At 60.9% G+C, this 17,668-nt stretch carries 14 protein-coding genes; 8 read left to right on the top strand and 6 right to left on the bottom strand.

Annotated elements, in window-relative coordinates:
• Positions 1 to 132: 132 nt before the first annotated feature.
• Positions 133 to 1,134, top strand: coding sequence for a type I glyceraldehyde-3-phosphate dehydrogenase (gene gap, locus VWZ87_RS05180; RefSeq protein WP_416534850.1), 1,002 nt, complete (start codon positions 133 to 135; stop codon positions 1,132 to 1,134).
• 114 nt (positions 1,135 to 1,248) lie between these two features.
• The gene (locus VWZ87_RS05175) at positions 1,249 to 1,392 is read left to right on the top strand and encodes a hypothetical protein (protein ID WP_340545724.1); all 144 of its coding nucleotides are present in this window, start codon (positions 1,249 to 1,251) and stop codon (positions 1,390 to 1,392) included.
• A gap of 113 nt (positions 1,393 to 1,505) precedes the next feature.
• Here the strand turns inward: VWZ87_RS05175 and coaD are convergent, their stop codons facing one another.
• From coaD to VWZ87_RS05160, 3 genes are all read right to left on the bottom strand, one after another.
• Positions 1,506 to 2,000 (bottom strand): pantetheine-phosphate adenylyltransferase, encoded by a 495-nt coding sequence (gene coaD / locus VWZ87_RS05170; protein ID WP_340545725.1) that lies wholly within the window; start codon positions 1,998 to 2,000, stop codon positions 1,506 to 1,508.
• A 169-nt stretch (positions 2,001 to 2,169) separates the two neighbouring features.
• Positions 2,170 to 2,604 carry a CBS domain-containing protein gene (locus VWZ87_RS05165; protein WP_340545726.1) on the bottom strand — a complete coding sequence of 145 codons (435 nt, stop codon included), beginning with the start codon at positions 2,602 to 2,604 and terminating at the stop codon, positions 2,170 to 2,172.
• 56 nt (positions 2,605 to 2,660) lie between these two features.
• The gene (locus VWZ87_RS05160) at positions 2,661 to 3,557 is read right to left on the bottom strand and encodes a LysR family transcriptional regulator (RefSeq protein WP_416534849.1); all 897 of its coding nucleotides are present in this window, start codon (positions 3,555 to 3,557) and stop codon (positions 2,661 to 2,663) included.
• A gap of 132 nt (positions 3,558 to 3,689) precedes the next feature.
• Between VWZ87_RS05160 and VWZ87_RS05155 the strand changes: the two genes are divergently transcribed.
• The 3 genes from VWZ87_RS05155 to VWZ87_RS05145 all read left to right on the top strand — a co-directional run bounded on the left by VWZ87_RS05155 (position 3,690) and on the right by VWZ87_RS05145 (position 7,197).
• Positions 3,690 to 5,189, top strand: coding sequence for a CoA-acylating methylmalonate-semialdehyde dehydrogenase (locus VWZ87_RS05155; protein ID WP_416534848.1), 1,500 nt, complete (start codon positions 3,690 to 3,692; stop codon positions 5,187 to 5,189).
• 201 nt (positions 5,190 to 5,390) lie between these two features.
• A complete protein-coding gene (locus VWZ87_RS05150; protein ID WP_340545729.1) occupies positions 5,391 to 6,425 on the top strand; it encodes a fatty acid desaturase in 1,035 nt (344 codons plus the stop codon).
• Between the two features lie 169 nt (positions 6,426 to 6,594).
• Positions 6,595 to 7,197, top strand: a complete 603-nt coding sequence (locus VWZ87_RS05145; RefSeq protein WP_340545730.1) for a L,D-transpeptidase — start codon at positions 6,595 to 6,597, stop codon at positions 7,195 to 7,197.
• A 232-nt stretch (positions 7,198 to 7,429) separates the two neighbouring features.
• Here the strand turns inward: VWZ87_RS05145 and VWZ87_RS05140 are convergent, their stop codons facing one another.
• Entirely contained in the window at positions 7,430 to 9,187 is a 1,758-nt protein-coding gene (locus tag VWZ87_RS05140; protein ID WP_416601030.1) for a UDP-N-acetylglucosamine-peptide N-acetylglucosaminyltransferase, read from the bottom strand.
• Positions 9,188 to 9,494: 307 nt separating this feature from the next.
• On the opposite strand from VWZ87_RS05140, the gene VWZ87_RS05135 reads away from it, so the two are divergent.
• The 3 genes from VWZ87_RS05135 to mmsB are packed head-to-tail and all read left to right on the top strand — an operon-like array spanning position 9,495 to position 12,567.
• Positions 9,495 to 10,640 carry an acyl-CoA dehydrogenase family protein gene (locus VWZ87_RS05135; protein WP_416534846.1) on the top strand — a complete coding sequence of 382 codons (1,146 nt, stop codon included), beginning with the start codon at positions 9,495 to 9,497 and terminating at the stop codon, positions 10,638 to 10,640.
• A 7-nt stretch (positions 10,641 to 10,647) separates the two neighbouring features.
• A complete protein-coding gene (locus VWZ87_RS05130; protein ID WP_416534845.1) occupies positions 10,648 to 11,688 on the top strand; it encodes an enoyl-CoA hydratase/isomerase family protein in 1,041 nt (346 codons plus the stop codon).
• A 3-nt stretch (positions 11,689 to 11,691) separates the two neighbouring features.
• Positions 11,692 to 12,567, top strand: a complete 876-nt coding sequence (gene mmsB / locus VWZ87_RS05125) for a 3-hydroxyisobutyrate dehydrogenase (protein ID WP_416534844.1) — start codon at positions 11,692 to 11,694, stop codon at positions 12,565 to 12,567.
• Positions 12,568 to 13,421: 854 nt separating this feature from the next.
• On the opposite strand, the gene uvrA is transcribed toward mmsB, so the two are convergent.
• The gene (gene uvrA, locus VWZ87_RS05120; RefSeq protein WP_416534843.1) at positions 13,422 to 16,298 is read right to left on the bottom strand and encodes an excinuclease ABC subunit UvrA; all 2,877 of its coding nucleotides are present in this window, start codon (positions 16,296 to 16,298) and stop codon (positions 13,422 to 13,424) included.
• A gap of 110 nt (positions 16,299 to 16,408) precedes the next feature.
• Positions 16,409 to 17,659 (bottom strand): MFS transporter, encoded by a 1,251-nt coding sequence (locus VWZ87_RS05115; RefSeq protein ID WP_416534842.1) that lies wholly within the window; start codon positions 17,657 to 17,659, stop codon positions 16,409 to 16,411.
• Positions 17,660 to 17,668: the final 9 nt, after the last annotated feature.

Raw genomic sequence — 17,668 nt, 5'->3', positions numbered from 1 at the left:
ATCAGTCAATTTTGTTACCGCAACCAGTCAAGTTTTGCGCTAACAGTCTGGAATAAAGCCATTTTTAAGCTTTTGACCCGAGGGAATGGCAGCTATAGCGGAGGCAATTCTTGCTCGCTTGGAGATACGCATATGACCATCAAAGTCGGGATCAACGGGTTTGGCCGCATCGGCCGCTGCACCTTGGCGCATATCGCAGCCTCGGGCCGGGACGATATCGAAGTGGTCAAGGTCAATGCCACCGGCCCGCTGGAAACCGCAGCGCATCTGCTGAAATACGACTCCGTGCATGGCCGTTTCCCCGGCGAGGTCACCTTGGGTGAAAACACCATGAACCTCGGCCGTGGCGATATGCAGATGTTCTCCACCTATAATATGGACGATCTGGACTGGTCCGGCTGTGACGTGGTGCTGGAATGCACCGGCAAATTCAACGACGGCGAAAAGGCCAAGGCGCATCTGGCGCGCGGCGCCAAGAAGGTTCTGCTGTCCGCCCCCGGCACCAATGTCGACAAGACCATCGTCTTTGGCGTCAATGACAACAAGCTGCGGGCGGGCGACCGCATGGTCTCCAACGGCTCCTGCACCACCAACTGCCTCGCCCCTCTGGCCAAGGTGCTGGATGAAACCGTCGGCATCGAAAGCGGGATCATGACCACGATCCACGCCTATACCGGCGATCAGCCGACACTGGACCGCCGCCACGACGATCTCTACCGCGCCCGCGCCGCTGCCATGGCGATGATCCCGACCACCACCGGTGCCGCCAAGGCGCTGGGTGAGGTGCTGCCAAACCTGAAGGGCCGTCTGGATGGCTCTGCGATCCGCGTGCCGACCCCGAATGTCTCTGCTGTGGATCTGACCTTCCGCTCCAGCAAGCAGACCAGCGTCACCGAAATCAACGCCATCATGAGCGAAGCCGCCAAGGGCCATATGTCCCGCGTGATCGGCTATGAACCCGCGCCGCTGGTCTCGATTGATTTCAACCACACGGAGCAAAGCTCGATCTTCGCGCCGGATCAGACCCGCGTCGTGGAAAACAGCCTGGTGCGCGTTCTGGCCTGGTATGACAACGAATGGGCCTTCTCGGTGCGTATGGCGGACGTCGCTGTCGCGATGGGTCGTCTGGGCTGAGCCCCGGCACCACGGCCTCTGTGCGCAGCACTTGGCCCGCATGGCTTGTAAGACACCGCCCGGTCAGGCATATCTGGCCGGGCGTATCTTGTTTACCCCGGCCCCAGACCCATCATGACCAATAGAATTGCCCTGTTCCTTGCGCTGCTGATCCTGGCTGGTCTGGCCGTGGATCTCTGGCTGTTTGGCACCGGGCATATGGTGTTTCTGGGCAAGCGCCTGTTTGAACTGATCGACTGGATTGCCTTCTGGCGCTGATCCGGCGGCGCCGCGCAGATCAGGAACAGGTCACAACACAGTGTTTGCAGACATAAAAAAGCGGCCCCGAACCGGGCCGCTCCCAATGTCGCATCCCTATCGCCGCAGGCTGACTATTTCGCCAGCTGGCGGCTCAGCTCGCTCTTGACCATCGGCGTGACGAACTTCGAAACATCTCCCCCCAGCCGGGCGATTTCCTTCACCAGCTTGGAGGCAATTGCCTGATGGCGCGCCTCGGCCATCAGGAACACCGTCTCAACCGAGCTGTCGAGCGCCCGGTTCATGCCAACCATCTGGAATTCATACTCGAAATCCGCCACCGCGCGCAGCCCGCGCACGATGATCTGCGCGCCCACGTCGCGGGCGCAGTCGATCAGCAGGTTTTCAAACGGATGGGCAACAATCTCGGTGCCGGTCTGTTCGCTGAGCTTGGCGCATTCCGCCTCGATCATGGCGACACGCTCTTCCAGCGAAAACAGCGGCCCCTTGTCCCGGTTGATCGCAACGCCGATCACCAGCTTGTCCACCAGCGCGCTGGCCCGGCGGATAATATCTATATGCCCCAATGTGATGGGATCGAATGTGCCGGGATACAAGCCAATACGCATGGGGCCTCTCCTGCCTGCTGGTTGGTTGCGCGCAAGCAAACATTTTTGTCATCAGGGCGCAAGAGCGTGGAAATACCGACCTGCTCCTGCGCCGTGACGTCAGCCGTCCGATGCGGGAGGACACCGCATCAGACGCGGGGCCACAGCCCCGGGTGTCAGGATCCTGAGGTCAGTGCCCCATGATCATGCCTGCAAGGGCGTCTTTCTCCATCGCGACCTCGGCCAGCTGCGCCTTCACGACATCGCCCAGCGACACCAGCCCGATCAGCTTGCCATCTTCGACCACCGGCATGTGGCGAAAGCGGCCTTCGGTCATCTGCTGTAGCACGTCCTCGACGTTGGACTGGCTGGTGCAGGTGACCAGCTTGCGGGTCATATATTCGCTGGTGGCCTTGCTCAGGCAGCCGGAGCCGCTGCGGGCCAGCTCGCGCACGATATCGCGCTCGGACAGGATACCCTCGGCGGTTTCGCCATCACTGGAGACAACAACAGTACCGATCTTGTGCTCGCCCAGCAATTTGGCGGCCTCGGATATCGTTGCCTCGGGAGCAATGGTGACCACCCCAGAGCTTGCCTTGGACTTCAGAATCAATTGAACCAGCATAGGCGCTCCTTTTTGTAATTTTATTACGTACCACCAAGGGTTGCCCTAACCCGGCATCAAGTCAAGCCTTCCAGCCGGACCACTTCGTCGCGTATGCCTTTTGACAACGCCTGGGCAAACCGGTTCAGCCGGTCGCTGCGCTGATCCCCCTGGTGGCGCACCAGATAAAAACTGCGCGTCAGGCTGATCTTGTCGGTCAGAACCTTGCGCAGGGAGCGGTGCGACGGCAGCGTAAAATCATGCGCGACGCACAGCGCCGTACCCTCAGCCGCCAGTTTTATCTGTACCGACACCGAATTGGAGGCCAGCGCCACCCGGTCCACCCCTAGATCATTGAGATAATCCAGCTCCCGGTCAAAGATCATGTCAGGAATATAGCCGATCATCTTGTGATCCTTCAGATCCTCCAGCTTTTCAATCGGCGGATGGGCGCGCAGATAGTGGCGCGATCCCACAAGATGCAGTTTGTAATCGGTGATTTTCTGCACCAGCAGCTGGCCTGCGGTGGGCGCGCTGACGGTCACCGCCATATCGGCCTCCCGGCGGCTGAGGTTGATGACCCGTGGCAGCGCCACGATCTGGATATCCAGATCCGGGTTCTCGGCCCCGATTCTGGCACAGACCTGCGGCAGCAGATAATTGGCGCTGCCATCCGGCGCACCGATGCGGATCTGGCCCGACAGCGTGTCACTGGGGCCGACCAGCGCCTCCTGCCCGGCCCGCATCGCCTGTTCGGCAGCCTCGGCATGGCCCAGCAAACGGTCCCCCGCAGCACTCAGCGCATAGCCCTGCGGGGATTTCACGAACAGCGGCGTGTCCAGCGCCTCCTCAAAGCGCGAGATCCGCCGACCCACGGTGGCCGGATCCATCTTCAGGATCCGCCCCGCCCCCGACAGGCTGCTTTCGCGCGCCACTGCCAGGAACACCCGCATGTCATCCCATTGTGGATCCATGAGCTTTTCCCTCTCCTGCCGTCAACATTCTGTTAACCTTTGCGTTCCTGCAAAGCCTCTTTGAGATCTTTCCTCTTTTCCAGTGTTTTTTGCAAGCCTACGATACCGGCAACTGGAATGTAGGAGGATCCGATGAAAGAACTCGGCCATTTTATCAACGGCAAGCTGGTGTCCGGCACCTCGGGCCGTTTTGACGATGTCTTCAACCCGGCAACCGGCGAAGTGCAGTACAAATGCCCGATGGCCAGCGCGTCGGAGACCACCGATGCCATTGAAAAAGCCGCCGCGGCACAGCCCGCATGGGGCGCCACCAACCCGCAGAAGCGCGCCCGCGTGATGATGGCGATGGTTGGCCTGATGAACCGCGACATGGACAAGCTGGCCGAGGCGCTCTCGCGCGAGCACGGCAAGACCATCCCGGACGCCAAGGGCGACCTGCAGCGCGGTCTGGAAGTGATCGAATACTGCATCGGCGCGCCGCAGATGCTGAAGGGGGAATTCACCGACAGCGCCGGCCCCGGCATCGACATGTACTCCATGCGCCAGCCGCTGGGTGTTGTCGGCTCCATCATGCCGTTCAACTTCCCCGCCATGATGCCGCTGTGGCACGTCGGCCCGGCCTTGGCCTGCGGCAACGCCGTGGTGCTGAAACCGTCCGAGCGCGACCCCTCCGTGCCACTGATGCTGGCTGAGCTGTTCGTCGAGGCAGGTCTGCCCGAAGGCGTGTTCCAGGTGGTGAACGGCGACCGCGAGGCGGTTGACACCATTCTGGACAGCGAAATCATTCAGGGCGTGTCCTTCGTCGGCTCTACCCCGATTGCCCAGTACATCTATTCTCGCGCCACCGCCAACGGCAAGCGCGCGCAGTGCTTCGGCGGCGCCAAGAACCACATGATCGTGATGCCCGATGCCGATCTGGATCAGGCCGCTGACGCGCTGGTTGGCGCGGGCTTCGGCGCGGCCGGCGAACGCTGCATGGCAATCTCGGTTGCGGTTCCGGTCGGTGAGGAAACCGCCGACAAGCTGATCGAGAAGCTGATCCCGCGGATCGAAAAGCTGAAAGTCGGCCCCTACACCGCCGGCGACGACGTGGATCTGGGTCCGGTTGTGACCGCGGCGGCCAAGGACCGCATCCTGGGCCTGATCCAGTCCGGTGTCGATCAGGGCGCCACGCTGGTGGTCGATAACCGCGACTTCAAACTGCAAGGTTACGAGGACGGGTTCTTTGTCGGTGCCCACCTGTTCGACCACGTCACCCCCGACATGGACATCTACAAGCAGGAGATCTTCGGCCCGGTGCTTTCCACTGTGCGTGCAGGCACTTACGAGGAAGCATTGAAGCTGGCGATGGATCACGAGTACGGCAATGGCACCGCGATCTTTACCCGTGACGGCGACACCGCGCGCGACTTTGCCTCCCGCGTGAACATCGGCATGGTGGGTATCAACGTGCCGATCCCGGTGCCGCTGGCCTATCACACCTTCGGCGGCTGGAAGAAATCGATGTTCGGTGACCTGAACCAGCACGGGCCCGACAGCTTCAAATTCTACACCCGCACCAAGACGGTGACCTCCCGCTGGCCTTCGGGCATCAAGGAAGGTGGCGAATTCAACTTCAAGGCGATGGACTGACCTGTCGCCCCAAAACGAGAAAAGGCCCCGGACATTCCGGGGCCTTTTTCCATGGCGCCGCGCGCTCCCGCCCAGATAGAGCGGCAGGCGGGCGTTATTCGCGGCACAGGGCCAGAAAAATAAGGGCTTCGACCAATTTATGCTTGTTCCGCCGCGTAACTCGTCTATCCGGTCATGGATGGACAGAAAAACGGCAGGCGCATGAGCACGACAGACGAATCCAACCAGCCGCAGGCGGCTGCGAAATCCGCCCGCGACTGGGTCAAGATCCTGGCCCAATACCGCGACCCAAGCCCCCTGCGCAGCAGCTTTGAGCTGGCAGTGACGGTCGTGCCCTTCCTGCTGCTCTGGGCCCTGGCCTGGTGGTCGCTGTCGATCAGTTACTGGCTGACGCTGGCTATCTCCGTTCTGATCGCCGCCTTCCTGCTGCGGCTGTTCACCATTCAGCACGATTGCGGCCATGGCTCCTTCTTCAGCAACCGTCGGCTCAGCGACTGGACCGGTCGCATCATCGGGGTGCTGACCCTCACACCATATGATGTCTGGCGCCGCACCCATTCGATCCATCACAGCACCCATGGCAATCTGGGCAAACGCGGCATGGGCGATATCCACACCATGACCGTGGCCGAATACCACGCCGAAAACCGCTGGGGCCGTCTGATGTATCGGCTCTATCGCCATCCTGTGACGCTTTTTGCCATCGGTCCCGGCTATCTGTTCTTCCTGCAAAACCGTATCCCCTACGGGCTGATGGGCCAAGCCCGCTACTGGATCAGCGCCATGGGCACCAATCTGACCATTATTCTGGCGCTGGCGGTGATCTGGTATTTCGGCGGGCTGATGCCGCTGCTGCTGATTTTTGTGCCCGCCACGCTGCTGGCTGCCACCGCCGGGCTGTGGCTGTTCTACGTCCAGCATCAGTTCGAGACGACACAGTGGGAGCAGGAAGAGGACTGGCACCTGCATGACGCCGCCCTGCATGGCAGCTCCCATTATGTTCTGCCGCCGGTGCTGCAATGGATCAGCGCCAATATCGGCATCCACCACGTTCATCACCTTTATAGCCGCATTCCCTTCTACCGGCTTCCCCAGGTGCTGCGCGACCACGCCGAACTGGCCGAGGGCAACCGGATGACCATCCGCGAAAGCCTCGCCAATGCGCGGCTGCACCTCTGGGACGAGAAGACCAAGCGCCTGCTGTCCTTTGCCCAGGCGCGCCAGCTCTACGGCTGACCCTCACCGGCGCCCAGGCGCCGAAAAAACGGCAGACTTCCGCCACTCACGGTCTCACCGGGCTACACAACCCTGTGAGACCGGCTGAATTTCGCGACCTGCCCCTAGGAAATTCCGCAGTACTACCTAGTTTGCCAACTAATGTCCGAGCAGACTGTCGAAGGATACCATGAGCAACTTTCGTATGACCCGCCGCGCTGCCCTCACCGGGATTGGCGCCACATTGGCCACCCCGGCGCTGCTGCGCGCCCAGTCGAGCGACGCCTTTCCGGTGGAAGAGCCAAAGATCGAAACCGAAATCCCGGTGAAACGCAATATTTCCTCCTTCCAGCAGCAGGCCTGGCAGGATCACTTCGATGATCTGGGCGTGGGCTGCATGTTGGCCGATATTTCCTCGCGCGCGCTGCATTACTGGGGGCCGGATGGCGAGACCTACCGGCTGTTCCCCTCCTCGGTGCCGATGACCGAGGAGCTGACCCGACGCGGCTATACCGAAATTGTGCGCAAGGCGGAGAACCCCAGCTGGACTCCAACCGCCTCCATGCGCGAGCGTGACCCGACACTGCCGGTCCGCATCGACGGCGGCGACCCGGGCAACCCGCTGGGCACACGTGCGATGTATCTCGACTGGCCTGCCTATCTGGTGCATGGCACCCATGACACCCGCAAGATCGGACGGCAAAGCTCCTCCGGCTGTATCGGCCTTTACAATCAGCACGTCGAATCGCTTTACGAGATGGTGAAGATCGGCACAAAGGTGCGCCTGCTCTGATCCATCCGCCCGCAGGCGGCTGCCGGTCAAATATCCGTCGGCCTGAGCGCCGGTCGGCCACCATGGCAGATCCCCGCGCCACGCGGATGTCATAACAAAAACGCGCCTCCGGCAGACCGAGGCGCGTTTTTTACTCTTTGGCGGGTCGCTTTTTCGACGGCAGGCTTTGCGCCGGAAGCACCGCCCGGCTCAGCAAATGCGGATCCCGGTCAGCGACGCCACGGATGGCGGGTTAGACCTTGCCCTCCACCAGGCTTAAATGATCCGGCTTCAACCCATCGTCATAGCGCTGGATCGCCTTTGTTAGAAGCGCCTCGAAATCGCGGACATATTGCTCGGTATCATACAGCGGCGTGGTGGCGATATTCGCCTTCAGCTTCTCGCGCAGCGCCTGTCGTTCCTCGGCGTTCCGGGCCAGCCGCAGCGCCAGCGCGCGATACTCCTCCTTCGTCTCGGCAATCAGCTCAGGACAACCCACGGCGGTGACGACGCTCGCCGCGACCCGCGCCGCAAACTGCTGCCCCGGTTTGGTCACCACCGGAACACCCGACCACAGCGTTTCACTCGCCGTGGTGTGGGCATTACAGGCAAAGGTATCAAGAAAGATATCCGCCAGCGGCAGACGCGCAATGTGATGGGGAGTAGGACAACGCCCGGCAAAGATGATCCGATCCGCCGGCACACCACGAGCCTCCGCCTCCTTGCGGATGTTATCACGGATCACACCAGGCACTGTAAGGAACCACAGGACACTGCCATCGACCTCCTTGAGCAGGTCCATCCAGATGTCGAACTCCGCCGGGGAAACCTTGTTATGGTTGTTGAACGAACAGAAAACCACCGCATCCTCGGGCAGCCCCATATCCGCGCGGGTCGGTCCGGTCTCGGGATGGGGACGACTGTTGTCATTTACCTGATAGCAATTCGGCATATACAGGATTTTTTCTGAGAAATGGCGCCGCCCCTCTTTTGGTACGGTGACAGCGTCAGCGACGAAATAGTCCATCGCGGGCATTCCCGTGGTGCCTGGGTAGCCGAGATAGGAGATCTGCACCGGTGCCGCGCGAAAGCCGAATATCGTTGGCCTTGCGTCTTTGGTGTAGCCTTTCAGATCGATCGCGATGTCCAGACTGTCCCCCCGGGCCAGCTCCGCGACATCCTCGTCTTTCAGGTTATGGATCGGCCGGTAGCAGTCGGCAGCGTCGAGCACGCGCTGACGCATGACATCGCTTGGTTCGCGGCTGTAGTCATAGATGTAGATTTCGTAGTTATCACGGTCATGCAATTCGAAGTGGCGCGCCATCAGGAACATGGTCGCGTGATTGAAGAAATCGCAGGAGAAATAGCCAATCCGGATCTTGCGACCAGCCACCGGAGTCCTATTGAACTTACGGGCCACTTTTCGTTCGGAAATCGTCACCTTGTTCTTCGTCTTGCTCACCACGCGTTTCTTCTGCAACGCGGCGTCATCGACATAGAGCAGCGTGGTGAACGGATCTCCGTTGGCCGGGTCGTTATCGAGGATCCTCAGCTTGTTCTTCTGATCCTTGTAGACAGTCCAGTCGCAAAGGTTCATCTGCGACTGCACAAGCCGGGAGACATTCATCGCATTTTCCGGGTCGATCTGATAAACCGCCTCAAAGAAGCCAACGGCATCTGTCAGCTTGTCCATCAGAAACAGAATGGTCCCGATCGCGCTGAGCCATTTCGGATTGGTCGGCTCAAGTTTAAGCGCACCCATAAGATGCTTCAGCGCCAGTTCGTATTTTTTCTCCTGCATGAAGCTGGAGGCAATCTCCGCATGCAGCGTCGCGTTGTCCGGCTCAAAGGCAAGCGCGCGGGTCGCAAAGTCGCGCGCGCGTGGATAGTCAGCCTCGATAAAGGCACGCCCCGCCTCTGCTTTCAGCGCCAGCGCCGGCGATGGCGCCGGAGTTTCCAGCCTGCGACGCGCTGATTTCGGAAGATGTTTGGTGCGCAATGGCTTGTTCATCGAAAGTCTGCCCTCAGCTGATCATCCATGGCGGGCGATGCACCACGGTTTTTGACAAATTTCGGTCAGTTTGGAAGAAAATACCTAAGAAACGGTTCACTTACAGCCAGATGGCGCCCCTTGCGTCAATGCCACGGTCAACCATCGGCAAACGCCGCCGGACCGACATTTCTGCACAGCAGCTTTGCACCGCTGCGGCTTGCCCTGCTGCCCTTGGGTCGCTAGAAAATAAACAACCGTTCAATTCATGACGACCCCGGCGGGTCAGATCCGGGCCGGGCCGCGTTCACATCAGGGAGGATATGCTGTGGATTTCGCATTGACCGAGGAACAGACCGCCATTTTCGATATGGCTTTCGCCTTTGGACAGGAGCATATCGCCCCCTTCGCCCGCCAGTGGGAGGCCGAAGGCACCATTCCGAAATCGCTCTGGCCGCAGATCGGCGAGCTGGGGTTCGGCGCGCTTTATGTCTCCGAGGAAACCGGCGGCGCGGGGCTGTCCCGGCTGGATGCCACATTGGTCTTTGAGGCGCTGTCGATGGCCTGCCCGTCTGTTGCCGCCTTCCTGTCGATCCACAATATGTGCGCCAAGATGCTCGACAGCTTTGCCAGCGACGAGATGAAGGCCCGGATCATGCCCGACATCCTGTCGATGCAGACCGTGCTCAGCTACTGTCTGACCGAACCCGGCTCCGGCTCCGATGCCGCCGCCCTCAAAACCCGCGCCACCAAGACCAACGAGGGCTACACCCTCAACGGCACCAAGGCGTTCATCTCCGGTGGCGGCTACTCTGACGCCTATGTCTGCATGGTGCGCACCGGCGAAGACGGCCCCAAGGGGATCTCCACCGTCTATGTCGAAGATGGCACGGCGGGCCTCAGCTTTGGCGGGCTTGAGGAAAAAATGGGCTGGAAGAGCCAGCCCACCGCGCAGGTCCAGTTCGACGACTGCACGATCCCGGCCAATAACCTGGTCGGCGAAGAAGGCAGCGGCTTCAAATACGCGATGAAGGGTCTCGACGGCGGGCGCCTGAATATCGCCTCCTGCTCGCTCGGGGCTGCGCAGCAGGCGCTGACCATGACCCTGAAATACATGTCCGAACGCAAGGCCTTTGGCAAATCTATCGACCAGTTTCAGGGGCTGCAATTCCGCCTCGCGGATATGGAAATCGAATTGCAGGCGGCCCGTGTATTCCTGCGTCAGGCGGCCTGGAAGCTGGATCAGGGCGCGCCGGATGCCTCCAAACACTGCGCGATGGCAAAGAAATTTGTCACCGAAGCAGGCTCCAAAGTGGTGGATCAGTGTTTGCAGCTGCATGGCGGCTATGGCTATCTTGCCGATTACGGCATCGAAAAACTGGTGCGTGATCTGCGCGTCCACCAGATCCTGGAAGGCACCAATGAAATCATGCGGGTGATTACCGCGCGCCATATGCTGGCGGAAAACCACTGAGGCCGACATGAGCGATATTGATATCCGCATCACCGGCCGCGCCGGGCGGATCACCCTGACCCGTGGCAAGGCGCTGAATGCGCTGAGTTATGACATGTGTCTGGCGGTCGATGCCGCCCTCAGGGCCTGGGCAACGGATGACGCTGTCGATCTGGTGGTCATGGACGCCGAGGGCGAAAAAGCCTTCTGCGCCGGCGGTGACATTGCCGAACTCTACCAGACCGGCACCAGTGGCGACTATGACTATGGTCGCCGGTTTTGGCGCGACGAATACCGTATGAACGCCCGGATCTTCGAATACCCCAAACCGGTGGTCAGCTTCCTTCAGGGGTTTGTCATGGGTGGCGGCGTCGGTCTTGGCTGCCACGGCACCCATCGCATTGTCGGCGACAGCACACGTATTGCCATGCCCGAGGTCGGCATCGGCCTCATCCCCGATGTGGGCGGCAGCCTGATGCTGGCTCTGGCGCCCGGTCGGCTTGGTGAATATCTGGGCCTCACCGGTGCGCGCATGACGGCGGCGGACGCGATCTACGCAGGCTTTGCCGACCATTACATTCCCGAGGCCAGCTGGCCTGCGCTGATTTCGGAGCTTGAGCAGACCGGCCATGCCAAGAGTCTCGAAAGCAGCGCAGAGACCGCTCCCGAGGGGCAGCTGGCCGCCCTGCGTGCCGACATTGACCGCAGCTTTGGCGGCGAGGCGCTTGGCGATATCCTGACGGCGCTCAATCATGACGCCAGCAGCTTTGCCGAGGACACGCTGAAAACCCTGCGCCGCAATTCGCCGCTATCAATGGCCTGCACCGTCGAGCTGCTGCACCGGCTGCGCCTTGGCAGCATGAGTATTCGCAAAGCGCTGGAACTGGAGTATCGCTTTACTCACCGCGCAATGGAAAAGGGCGATTTTCTGGAGGGCATCCGCGCCCAGATCATTGACAAGGACCGCCAGCCCAAATGGCAATATGCAGATCGTGAAGTGCCTGCTACCGCTGTCAGCCAAATGCTGATGCCGCTGGCCCGCGACACGCTGCAGTTCGAGGAGGAGTAAGACATGAACATCGGATTTATCGGTCTCGGCAATATGGGGGGCCCAATGGCCGCCAATCTGGCAAAGGCAGGCCACACCGTCACCGGCTTTGACATGGCGGATGTCTCGATCGAGGGCGTCACCATGGCGGCCTCCGCCGCTGAGGCCGCGACCGGCGCAGAGGTGGTGATCACGATGCTGCCCAACGGCGAGATCCTGCGCTCGGTTGCCGATGACGTGATCCCCGCAATGGCGACCGGTGCTACATTGGTTGACTGCTCTACCGTCGACGTCGACAGCGCCCGCGCGGTCGCCGATCGTGCCGGGTCGGCCAATCTGATGTTTGTCGACGCCCCGGTTTCCGGCGGTATTGGTGGCGCATCGGCCGGCACGCTGACCTTCATGGCCGGTGGCAGCCAGGCCGCCTTCGACGCCGCCAAGCCGCTGTTTGACGTGATGGGACAAAAGGCTGTGCACTGCGGCGATGCCGGCGCCGGTCAGGCCGCCAAGATCTGTAACAACATGATCCTCGGCATCACCATGATTGGCACCTGCGAGGCCTTTGCCCTTGCCGACAAACTGGGTCTCGACCGTCAGAAGATGTTCGATGTGGTCTCCACTTCCTCTGGCTACAGCTGGTCGATGAACGCCTATTGCCCGGCGCCGGGGGTTGGCCCGCAGTCGCCTGCCGATAATGACTACAAACCCGGGTTTGCCGCCGAGCTGATGCTGAAAGACCTGCGTCTGGCCCAGCAGGCCGCCCATAGCGCCGATGCCGACACGCCGATGGGGGCGCTGGCGCAGGCGCTTTATTCCATGTTTGTTGAGGAAGAAGGCGGCGCAGGCAAGGATTTCAGCGCCATGTTGCCGCGCTTCGCGGCCCGCAGCCGCCACGATTGAACCGACAGCTGAGCCTTTTTGTCTCCGCCAGATCCGGCCCCCCTTGACCTGACGCCTGCCTCAGGGTTCGTAAAAACATCCAGACGCCGCACCCATTCCGGGCTGCGGCGTTTTTCTCTGATTTGGCGTTATTCACGCATTTTGATGCTGGCCCCCTCAGGCGCTTTACAAGCGGGGGAATTAAATAAAATGATCAACAGTTTGGCGGGAAAGCTTCGTTAACAGATAATTAATTAACAGATCTTCACATTAGGAAATGTAAAATTATTATTTTTACGCAAGGCGACGCGTTAACTTTTTCCTAGACGCATGAATATTCATATGTCAACCTACGAATAGATCAGCCAAATATCTGATCCCCCCTGACGATGCGGCTAAAAACGGCCACTCTCTCTGGAAGCAATCCGGGCCCTATTTCGTTAATTGGCAGTAGGCCGATGGCGTATAGACATTAATACAGCAATTATCAGGAAAGGACCGACCGATATATAAGCGACACTTTGCGAATACGTAAGAAACGACACTGAACCCCCACCGGTATCGTCTATTTCGTCGCATTTACACAGGTTCGCTTGGCTTCTGAGAAGAAGACTTCCACGCCAATTGGATTAAACGATTTTGGTTTGCGGCATCTGCTGCCTGCGCCCCTCGTCCGCAGGCTCTCCCCCACCCCCCGAAGGGTGCCGCGCCGTCCCAATCCAGCTCTGTGGAAAGCGCCGCTGACAGAATGTCGGCGGCGCTTCGTCTTTTTAGGCTTCGTCGTTTCAGGATACCGTTTCGCAGGACACTGGCCGGATCGGCTCAGCGCGACAGGGACTATGTCCCGCCACAGACTGACCGCCGCGCCTGGCGGATCACTCCGCCGCCAGGCTGCGCGCCTTCAGGATATCCTTCAGGTAGTGGCCGGTATGGCTGCCTTCGGTGGCGGCAACCTCCTCGGGTGTGCCTGCGGCCACGATCTGACCGCCGCCGTCACCACCTTCAGGACCGATATCAATGATCCAGTCGGCGGTTTTGATCACATCGAGGTTATGCTCGATCACCACGACGGAATTGCCCTGGTCGACCAGCTCATGCAGCACTTCCAGCAGCTTGCGCACATCCTCGAAATGCAGACCGGTGGTCGGCTCGTCCAGAATATAGAGCGTCCGCCCGGTTGAGCGTTTGGCCAGTTCCTTTGACAGCTTGACCCGCTGCGCCTCGCCGCCGGACAGGGTGGTCGCCTGCTGGCCCACCTTGATATAGCCAAGGCCCACCCGCATCAGCGCATCCATCTTGTCACGGATGGACGGCACCGCCTGGAAGAACTGCTGCGCATCCTCCACCGTCATATCCAGCACATCGGCAATCGACTTGCCCTTGAACTGGATCTCCAGCGTCTCACGGTTATAGCGTGCGCCCTTGCAGGTTTCGCATTCGACATAGACATCCGGCAGGAAGTGCATCTCGATCTTGATCACCCCGTCACCCTGACAGGCCTCGCAGCGACCGCCCTTCACGTTGAAGGAAAACCGACCCGGTTTGTAGCCGCGCGTCTTTGACTCCGGCAGCCCTGCAAACCATTCGCGGATCGGGGTAAAAGCACCGGTGTAGGTCGCCGGGTTTGACCGTGGCGTCCGGCCAATCGGGCGCTGGTCGATGTCGATCACCTTGTCCAGATGCTCCAGCCCCTTGATCGTCTCGCAGGGCGCCGGTGTCTGACGCGCGCCGTTCAATCGCATGGAGGCGGTCTTGAACAGCGTCTCAATCGTCAGCGTGGATTTGCCGCCGCCAGAGACGCCGGACACACAGAGGAATTTGCCCAGCGGAAACTCCGCCGTCACCTCTTTCAGGTTGTTGCCGGTGGCCTTCACCACTTTCACCGATTTGCCATTGCCCATGCGCCGCTCGGCGGGGACCGCGATCTCACGCTTGCCGGACAGATATTGCCCGGTGATCGAGGCTTCATCGGCCGCGATCATCTCCGGCGTGCCATGGCTGACCACCTGGCCGCCATGCACCCCGGCACCCGGACCGATGTCAAAAACATAATCCGCCTCGCGGATCGCATCCTCGTCATGTTCGACAACAATCACCGTATTGCCCTGATCGCGCAGGTTTTTCAGCGTCTCCAGCAGCCGGTCATTGTCGCGCTGATGCAGCCCGATAGAGGGTTCATCCAGCACATAGAGAACGCCCGTCAGACCAGAGCCGATCTGCGACGCCAGACGGATCCGCTGGCTTTCGCCACCGGAGAGCGTGCCGGCATTGCGGCTGAGCGTCAGATATTCCAGACCAACATTGTTGAGGAACCCCAGACGTTCGCGGATCTCCTTCACGATGGCGCGGGCGATTTCCTGTTTCTGCGTCGACAGGTGGTTGGGCACATCCTCGATCCAGGCCAGCGCCTCGCGGATCGACATCTGCACCACCTGCCCCACATGCAGCCCGGCGATCTTGACCGCCAGCGCCTCTTCGCGCAGTCGGTAGCCTTCGCAGGTGCCACAGGGGCGGTTGTTCTGATAGCGTTCGAACTCCTCGCGGATCCAGCTGGAGTCGGTCTCGCGGTAGCGACGTTCCATATTGGGGATCACCCCCTCAAAAACCCGCGTCACCTCATAGACACGACCGCCCTCATCGTAGCGGAACTTGATTTCCTCATCGCCAGAACCGTGCAGAAACACCTGCTGCACCTTATTGGGCAGGTCCTTCCACTTGGTGTTCTTGTCGAACTGGTAATGTTTGGCGATGGCTTCGATGGTCTGCAGGAAATAGGGCGATTTGCCCTTGCGCCAGGGCGCCAGCGCGCCGTCATAGATCTTCAGGTTCTGATCCGGCACCACCAGCCGCTCGTCAAAGAACAGCTCAACCCCCAGACCGTCACATTCCGGGCAGGCCCCAAACGGCGCGTTAAAGGAAAACAGCCGTGGTTCGATCTCGGGAATGGTAAAGCCGCTGACCGGGCAGGCAAAATTCTCGGAAAAAGTAATCCGCTCCGGCGTCGGCGCTTCTTCGCCCTCGGCCGCACGCGGGGCGGTTTCCAGAATGGCGATGCCATCAGCCAGATCCAGCGCGGTGCGCAGGCTGTCGGCCAGCCGGGTTTCCAGCCCCTCACGGACCACCAGACGATCAACCACCACATCAATGTCATGGCGGAACTTCTTGTCCAATGTCGGCGGTTCATCCAGCTCGTAGAATTCGCCATCCACCTTCACGCGCTGGAAGCCCTGTTTGCGCAGCTCGAGGAACTCCTTGCGGTACTCCCCCTTGCGGTCCCGCACGATGGGCGCCAGCAGGAAACCACGGGTGCCCTCCTCCAGCGTCATGATGCGATCGACCATATCCTGCACCTGCTGCGCCTCGATCGGCATTCCGGTGGCGGGCGAATAGGGCGTGCCCGCGCGGGCAAACAGCAGACGCAGATAATCGTAGATCTCGGTCACGGTCCCCACAGTCGAACGCGGGTTCTTCGAGGTGGTCTTCTGCTCGATGGAGATCGCAGGCGACAGGCCGCTGATGTGATCCACATCCGGCTTTTCCATCATGTCGAGGAACTGGCGCGCATAGGCCGACAGGCTCTCGACATAGCGGCGCTGGCCTTCGGCATAGATGGTATCAAACGCGAGGCTGGACTTGCCCGAGCCGGACAGGCCGGTGATCACCACCAGCTGATCGCGCGGGATATCCACGTCGATGTTTTTCAGGTTGTGCTCGCGCGCGCCGCGCACTTCGATCGATTTCAACTCAGCCATACTGCCCCCAGATTCAACGCCAGCCGCCCTTGCGACCGGTGTCCGACCCTACAGATAGGGACTGCGCGCCGAGTCTCCAATAGAAAAAAGAGAACAGAGGGCGAACGCCTTCAGATAGCTGCCCTTTGCGCCCGCCGCCGGGCCAGCATCACATGCACGGCCAAGCCGCCAAGGAACAGCAGCAGCGCCATCCCCATCATCCCGTGGTATCCGCCAAGCGCAACAGCCGCCACCATCAGCGGCGTGCCAATGGCATTGCCCATATTGCCGGCCTGGCTCATCGCGCCATTGGATTGCGCCTGCTCTGCCGCCTCAGCATTCAGCTGCGGCACCGAGGCAAAGCTGGCCCCCTGTACCAGCCCAAAAGCCACCGCCAGCGCCATGCAGGCCAGCGGCAGCCCCGGCATCAGCAGCAGCCAGACCGCGCCACCAGCGGCCAGCAGGAACCCGGCCTGCACCACCCGCACCGCCGCCACCCGGCGCAGCAACCAGACCCCGAGTGTCATCGAGGTGGCAATGCTGACCAGCGGCATGGCGCTGACCACGCCGACCCGTACGTCCGCATCCAGATGCGGCGGCAGGACCGTCAGCAGCGCCACGAAACAGGTGGTATAGAACAGCCAGCCCGCCGCCGGGGCCACTTTGGCCGGAGAGCGGTAGATCTCAAGATGCAGGCCCGGCAGCTCCGCCAGCTTGGGCAGCGGCAGACGCGGCGGCACCTGCACCGATTTCAGCACCCGCCCCAGCACCAGCGCCAGCACCGCCATCACCAGCGCATGGGCGCCAAACAGCGACAACAGGCCGAACCCGGCAACCAGCGGCAGGCCGAACCAGACCAGCAGTGCAAAGGACACACCAAAGAAGGTGCTCCAGATCGACAGCGCCGTGCCACGGTGGCGCGGGCTACAGATCTGCGGGATCAGTGTTGGGGCTGCCACCACGATCCCCAGATGCGACAGGCCCTCGATCAGCCGTGTTGCCAGAAACAGACCATAAGGCAGATGCAGCGCCTGAAGCGCCGACATCGCCGCCCCGATCCACAGCGCCCAGACAAGGCTGCGGCGATAGCCGAAGGAGGCGACAAACCCGCCCGCAACCACGCCCAGCAGAATGCCCAGCACCCCGACCATGGTCACCGTCAGGCTCAGCGATGACCCCGCCCCCGGATACAGCAGCCCCAGCTGATCAAAAATGATCGCGATCTTGCCGTATTGCGCCGCTGCCCCCAGACCGGCGACCCAGATGATCATCACCACGCCCCAGCGGGTCTGCGGTTCCTGGAGGTGGGGGGTGTTCATGGGGCTGCCCTCATTGCAATTGCGCCTGGCGCTTGGAATCCGCCAAAACCGGTCGAAGCGCATGGCATAGCG

This window comes from Phaeobacter sp. JH20_37 (assembly GCF_048056015.1).
Taxonomy (GTDB): domain Bacteria; phylum Pseudomonadota; class Alphaproteobacteria; order Rhodobacterales; family Rhodobacteraceae; genus Phaeobacter; species Phaeobacter bryozoorum.
Note: the sequence above shows the minus strand (reverse complement) of the source record. Positions and strands in the feature narration are given on the sequence as shown.

Coding starts and splice junctions, on each gene's coding strand:
- gap (WP_416534850.1), top strand. CDS start 133: ATGACCATCAAAGTCGGGATCAACGGGTTTGGCCGCATCGGCCGCTGC.
- VWZ87_RS05175 (WP_340545724.1), top strand. CDS start 1,249: ATGACCAATAGAATTGCCCTGTTCCTTGCGCTGCTGATCCTGGCTGGT.
- coaD (WP_340545725.1), bottom strand. CDS start 2,000: ATGCGTATTGGCTTGTATCCCGGCACATTCGATCCCATCACATTGGGG.
- VWZ87_RS05165 (WP_340545726.1), bottom strand. CDS start 2,604: ATGCTGGTTCAATTGATTCTGAAGTCCAAGGCAAGCTCTGGGGTGGTC.
- VWZ87_RS05160 (WP_416534849.1), bottom strand. CDS start 3,557: ATGGATCCACAATGGGATGACATGCGGGTGTTCCTGGCAGTGGCGCGC.
- VWZ87_RS05155 (WP_416534848.1), top strand. CDS start 3,690: ATGAAAGAACTCGGCCATTTTATCAACGGCAAGCTGGTGTCCGGCACC.
- VWZ87_RS05150 (WP_340545729.1), top strand. CDS start 5,391: ATGAGCACGACAGACGAATCCAACCAGCCGCAGGCGGCTGCGAAATCC.
- VWZ87_RS05145 (WP_340545730.1), top strand. CDS start 6,595: ATGAGCAACTTTCGTATGACCCGCCGCGCTGCCCTCACCGGGATTGGC.
- VWZ87_RS05140 (WP_416601030.1), bottom strand. CDS start 9,187: ATGAACAAGCCATTGCGCACCAAACATCTTCCGAAATCAGCGCGTCGC.
- VWZ87_RS05130 (WP_416534845.1), top strand. CDS start 10,648: ATGAGCGATATTGATATCCGCATCACCGGCCGCGCCGGGCGGATCACC.
- mmsB (WP_416534844.1), top strand. CDS start 11,692: ATGAACATCGGATTTATCGGTCTCGGCAATATGGGGGGCCCAATGGCC.
- uvrA (WP_416534843.1), bottom strand. CDS start 16,298: ATGGCTGAGTTGAAATCGATCGAAGTGCGCGGCGCGCGCGAGCACAAC.
- VWZ87_RS05115 (WP_416534842.1), bottom strand. CDS start 17,659: ATGCGCTTCGACCGGTTTTGGCGGATTCCAAGCGCCAGGCGCAATTGC.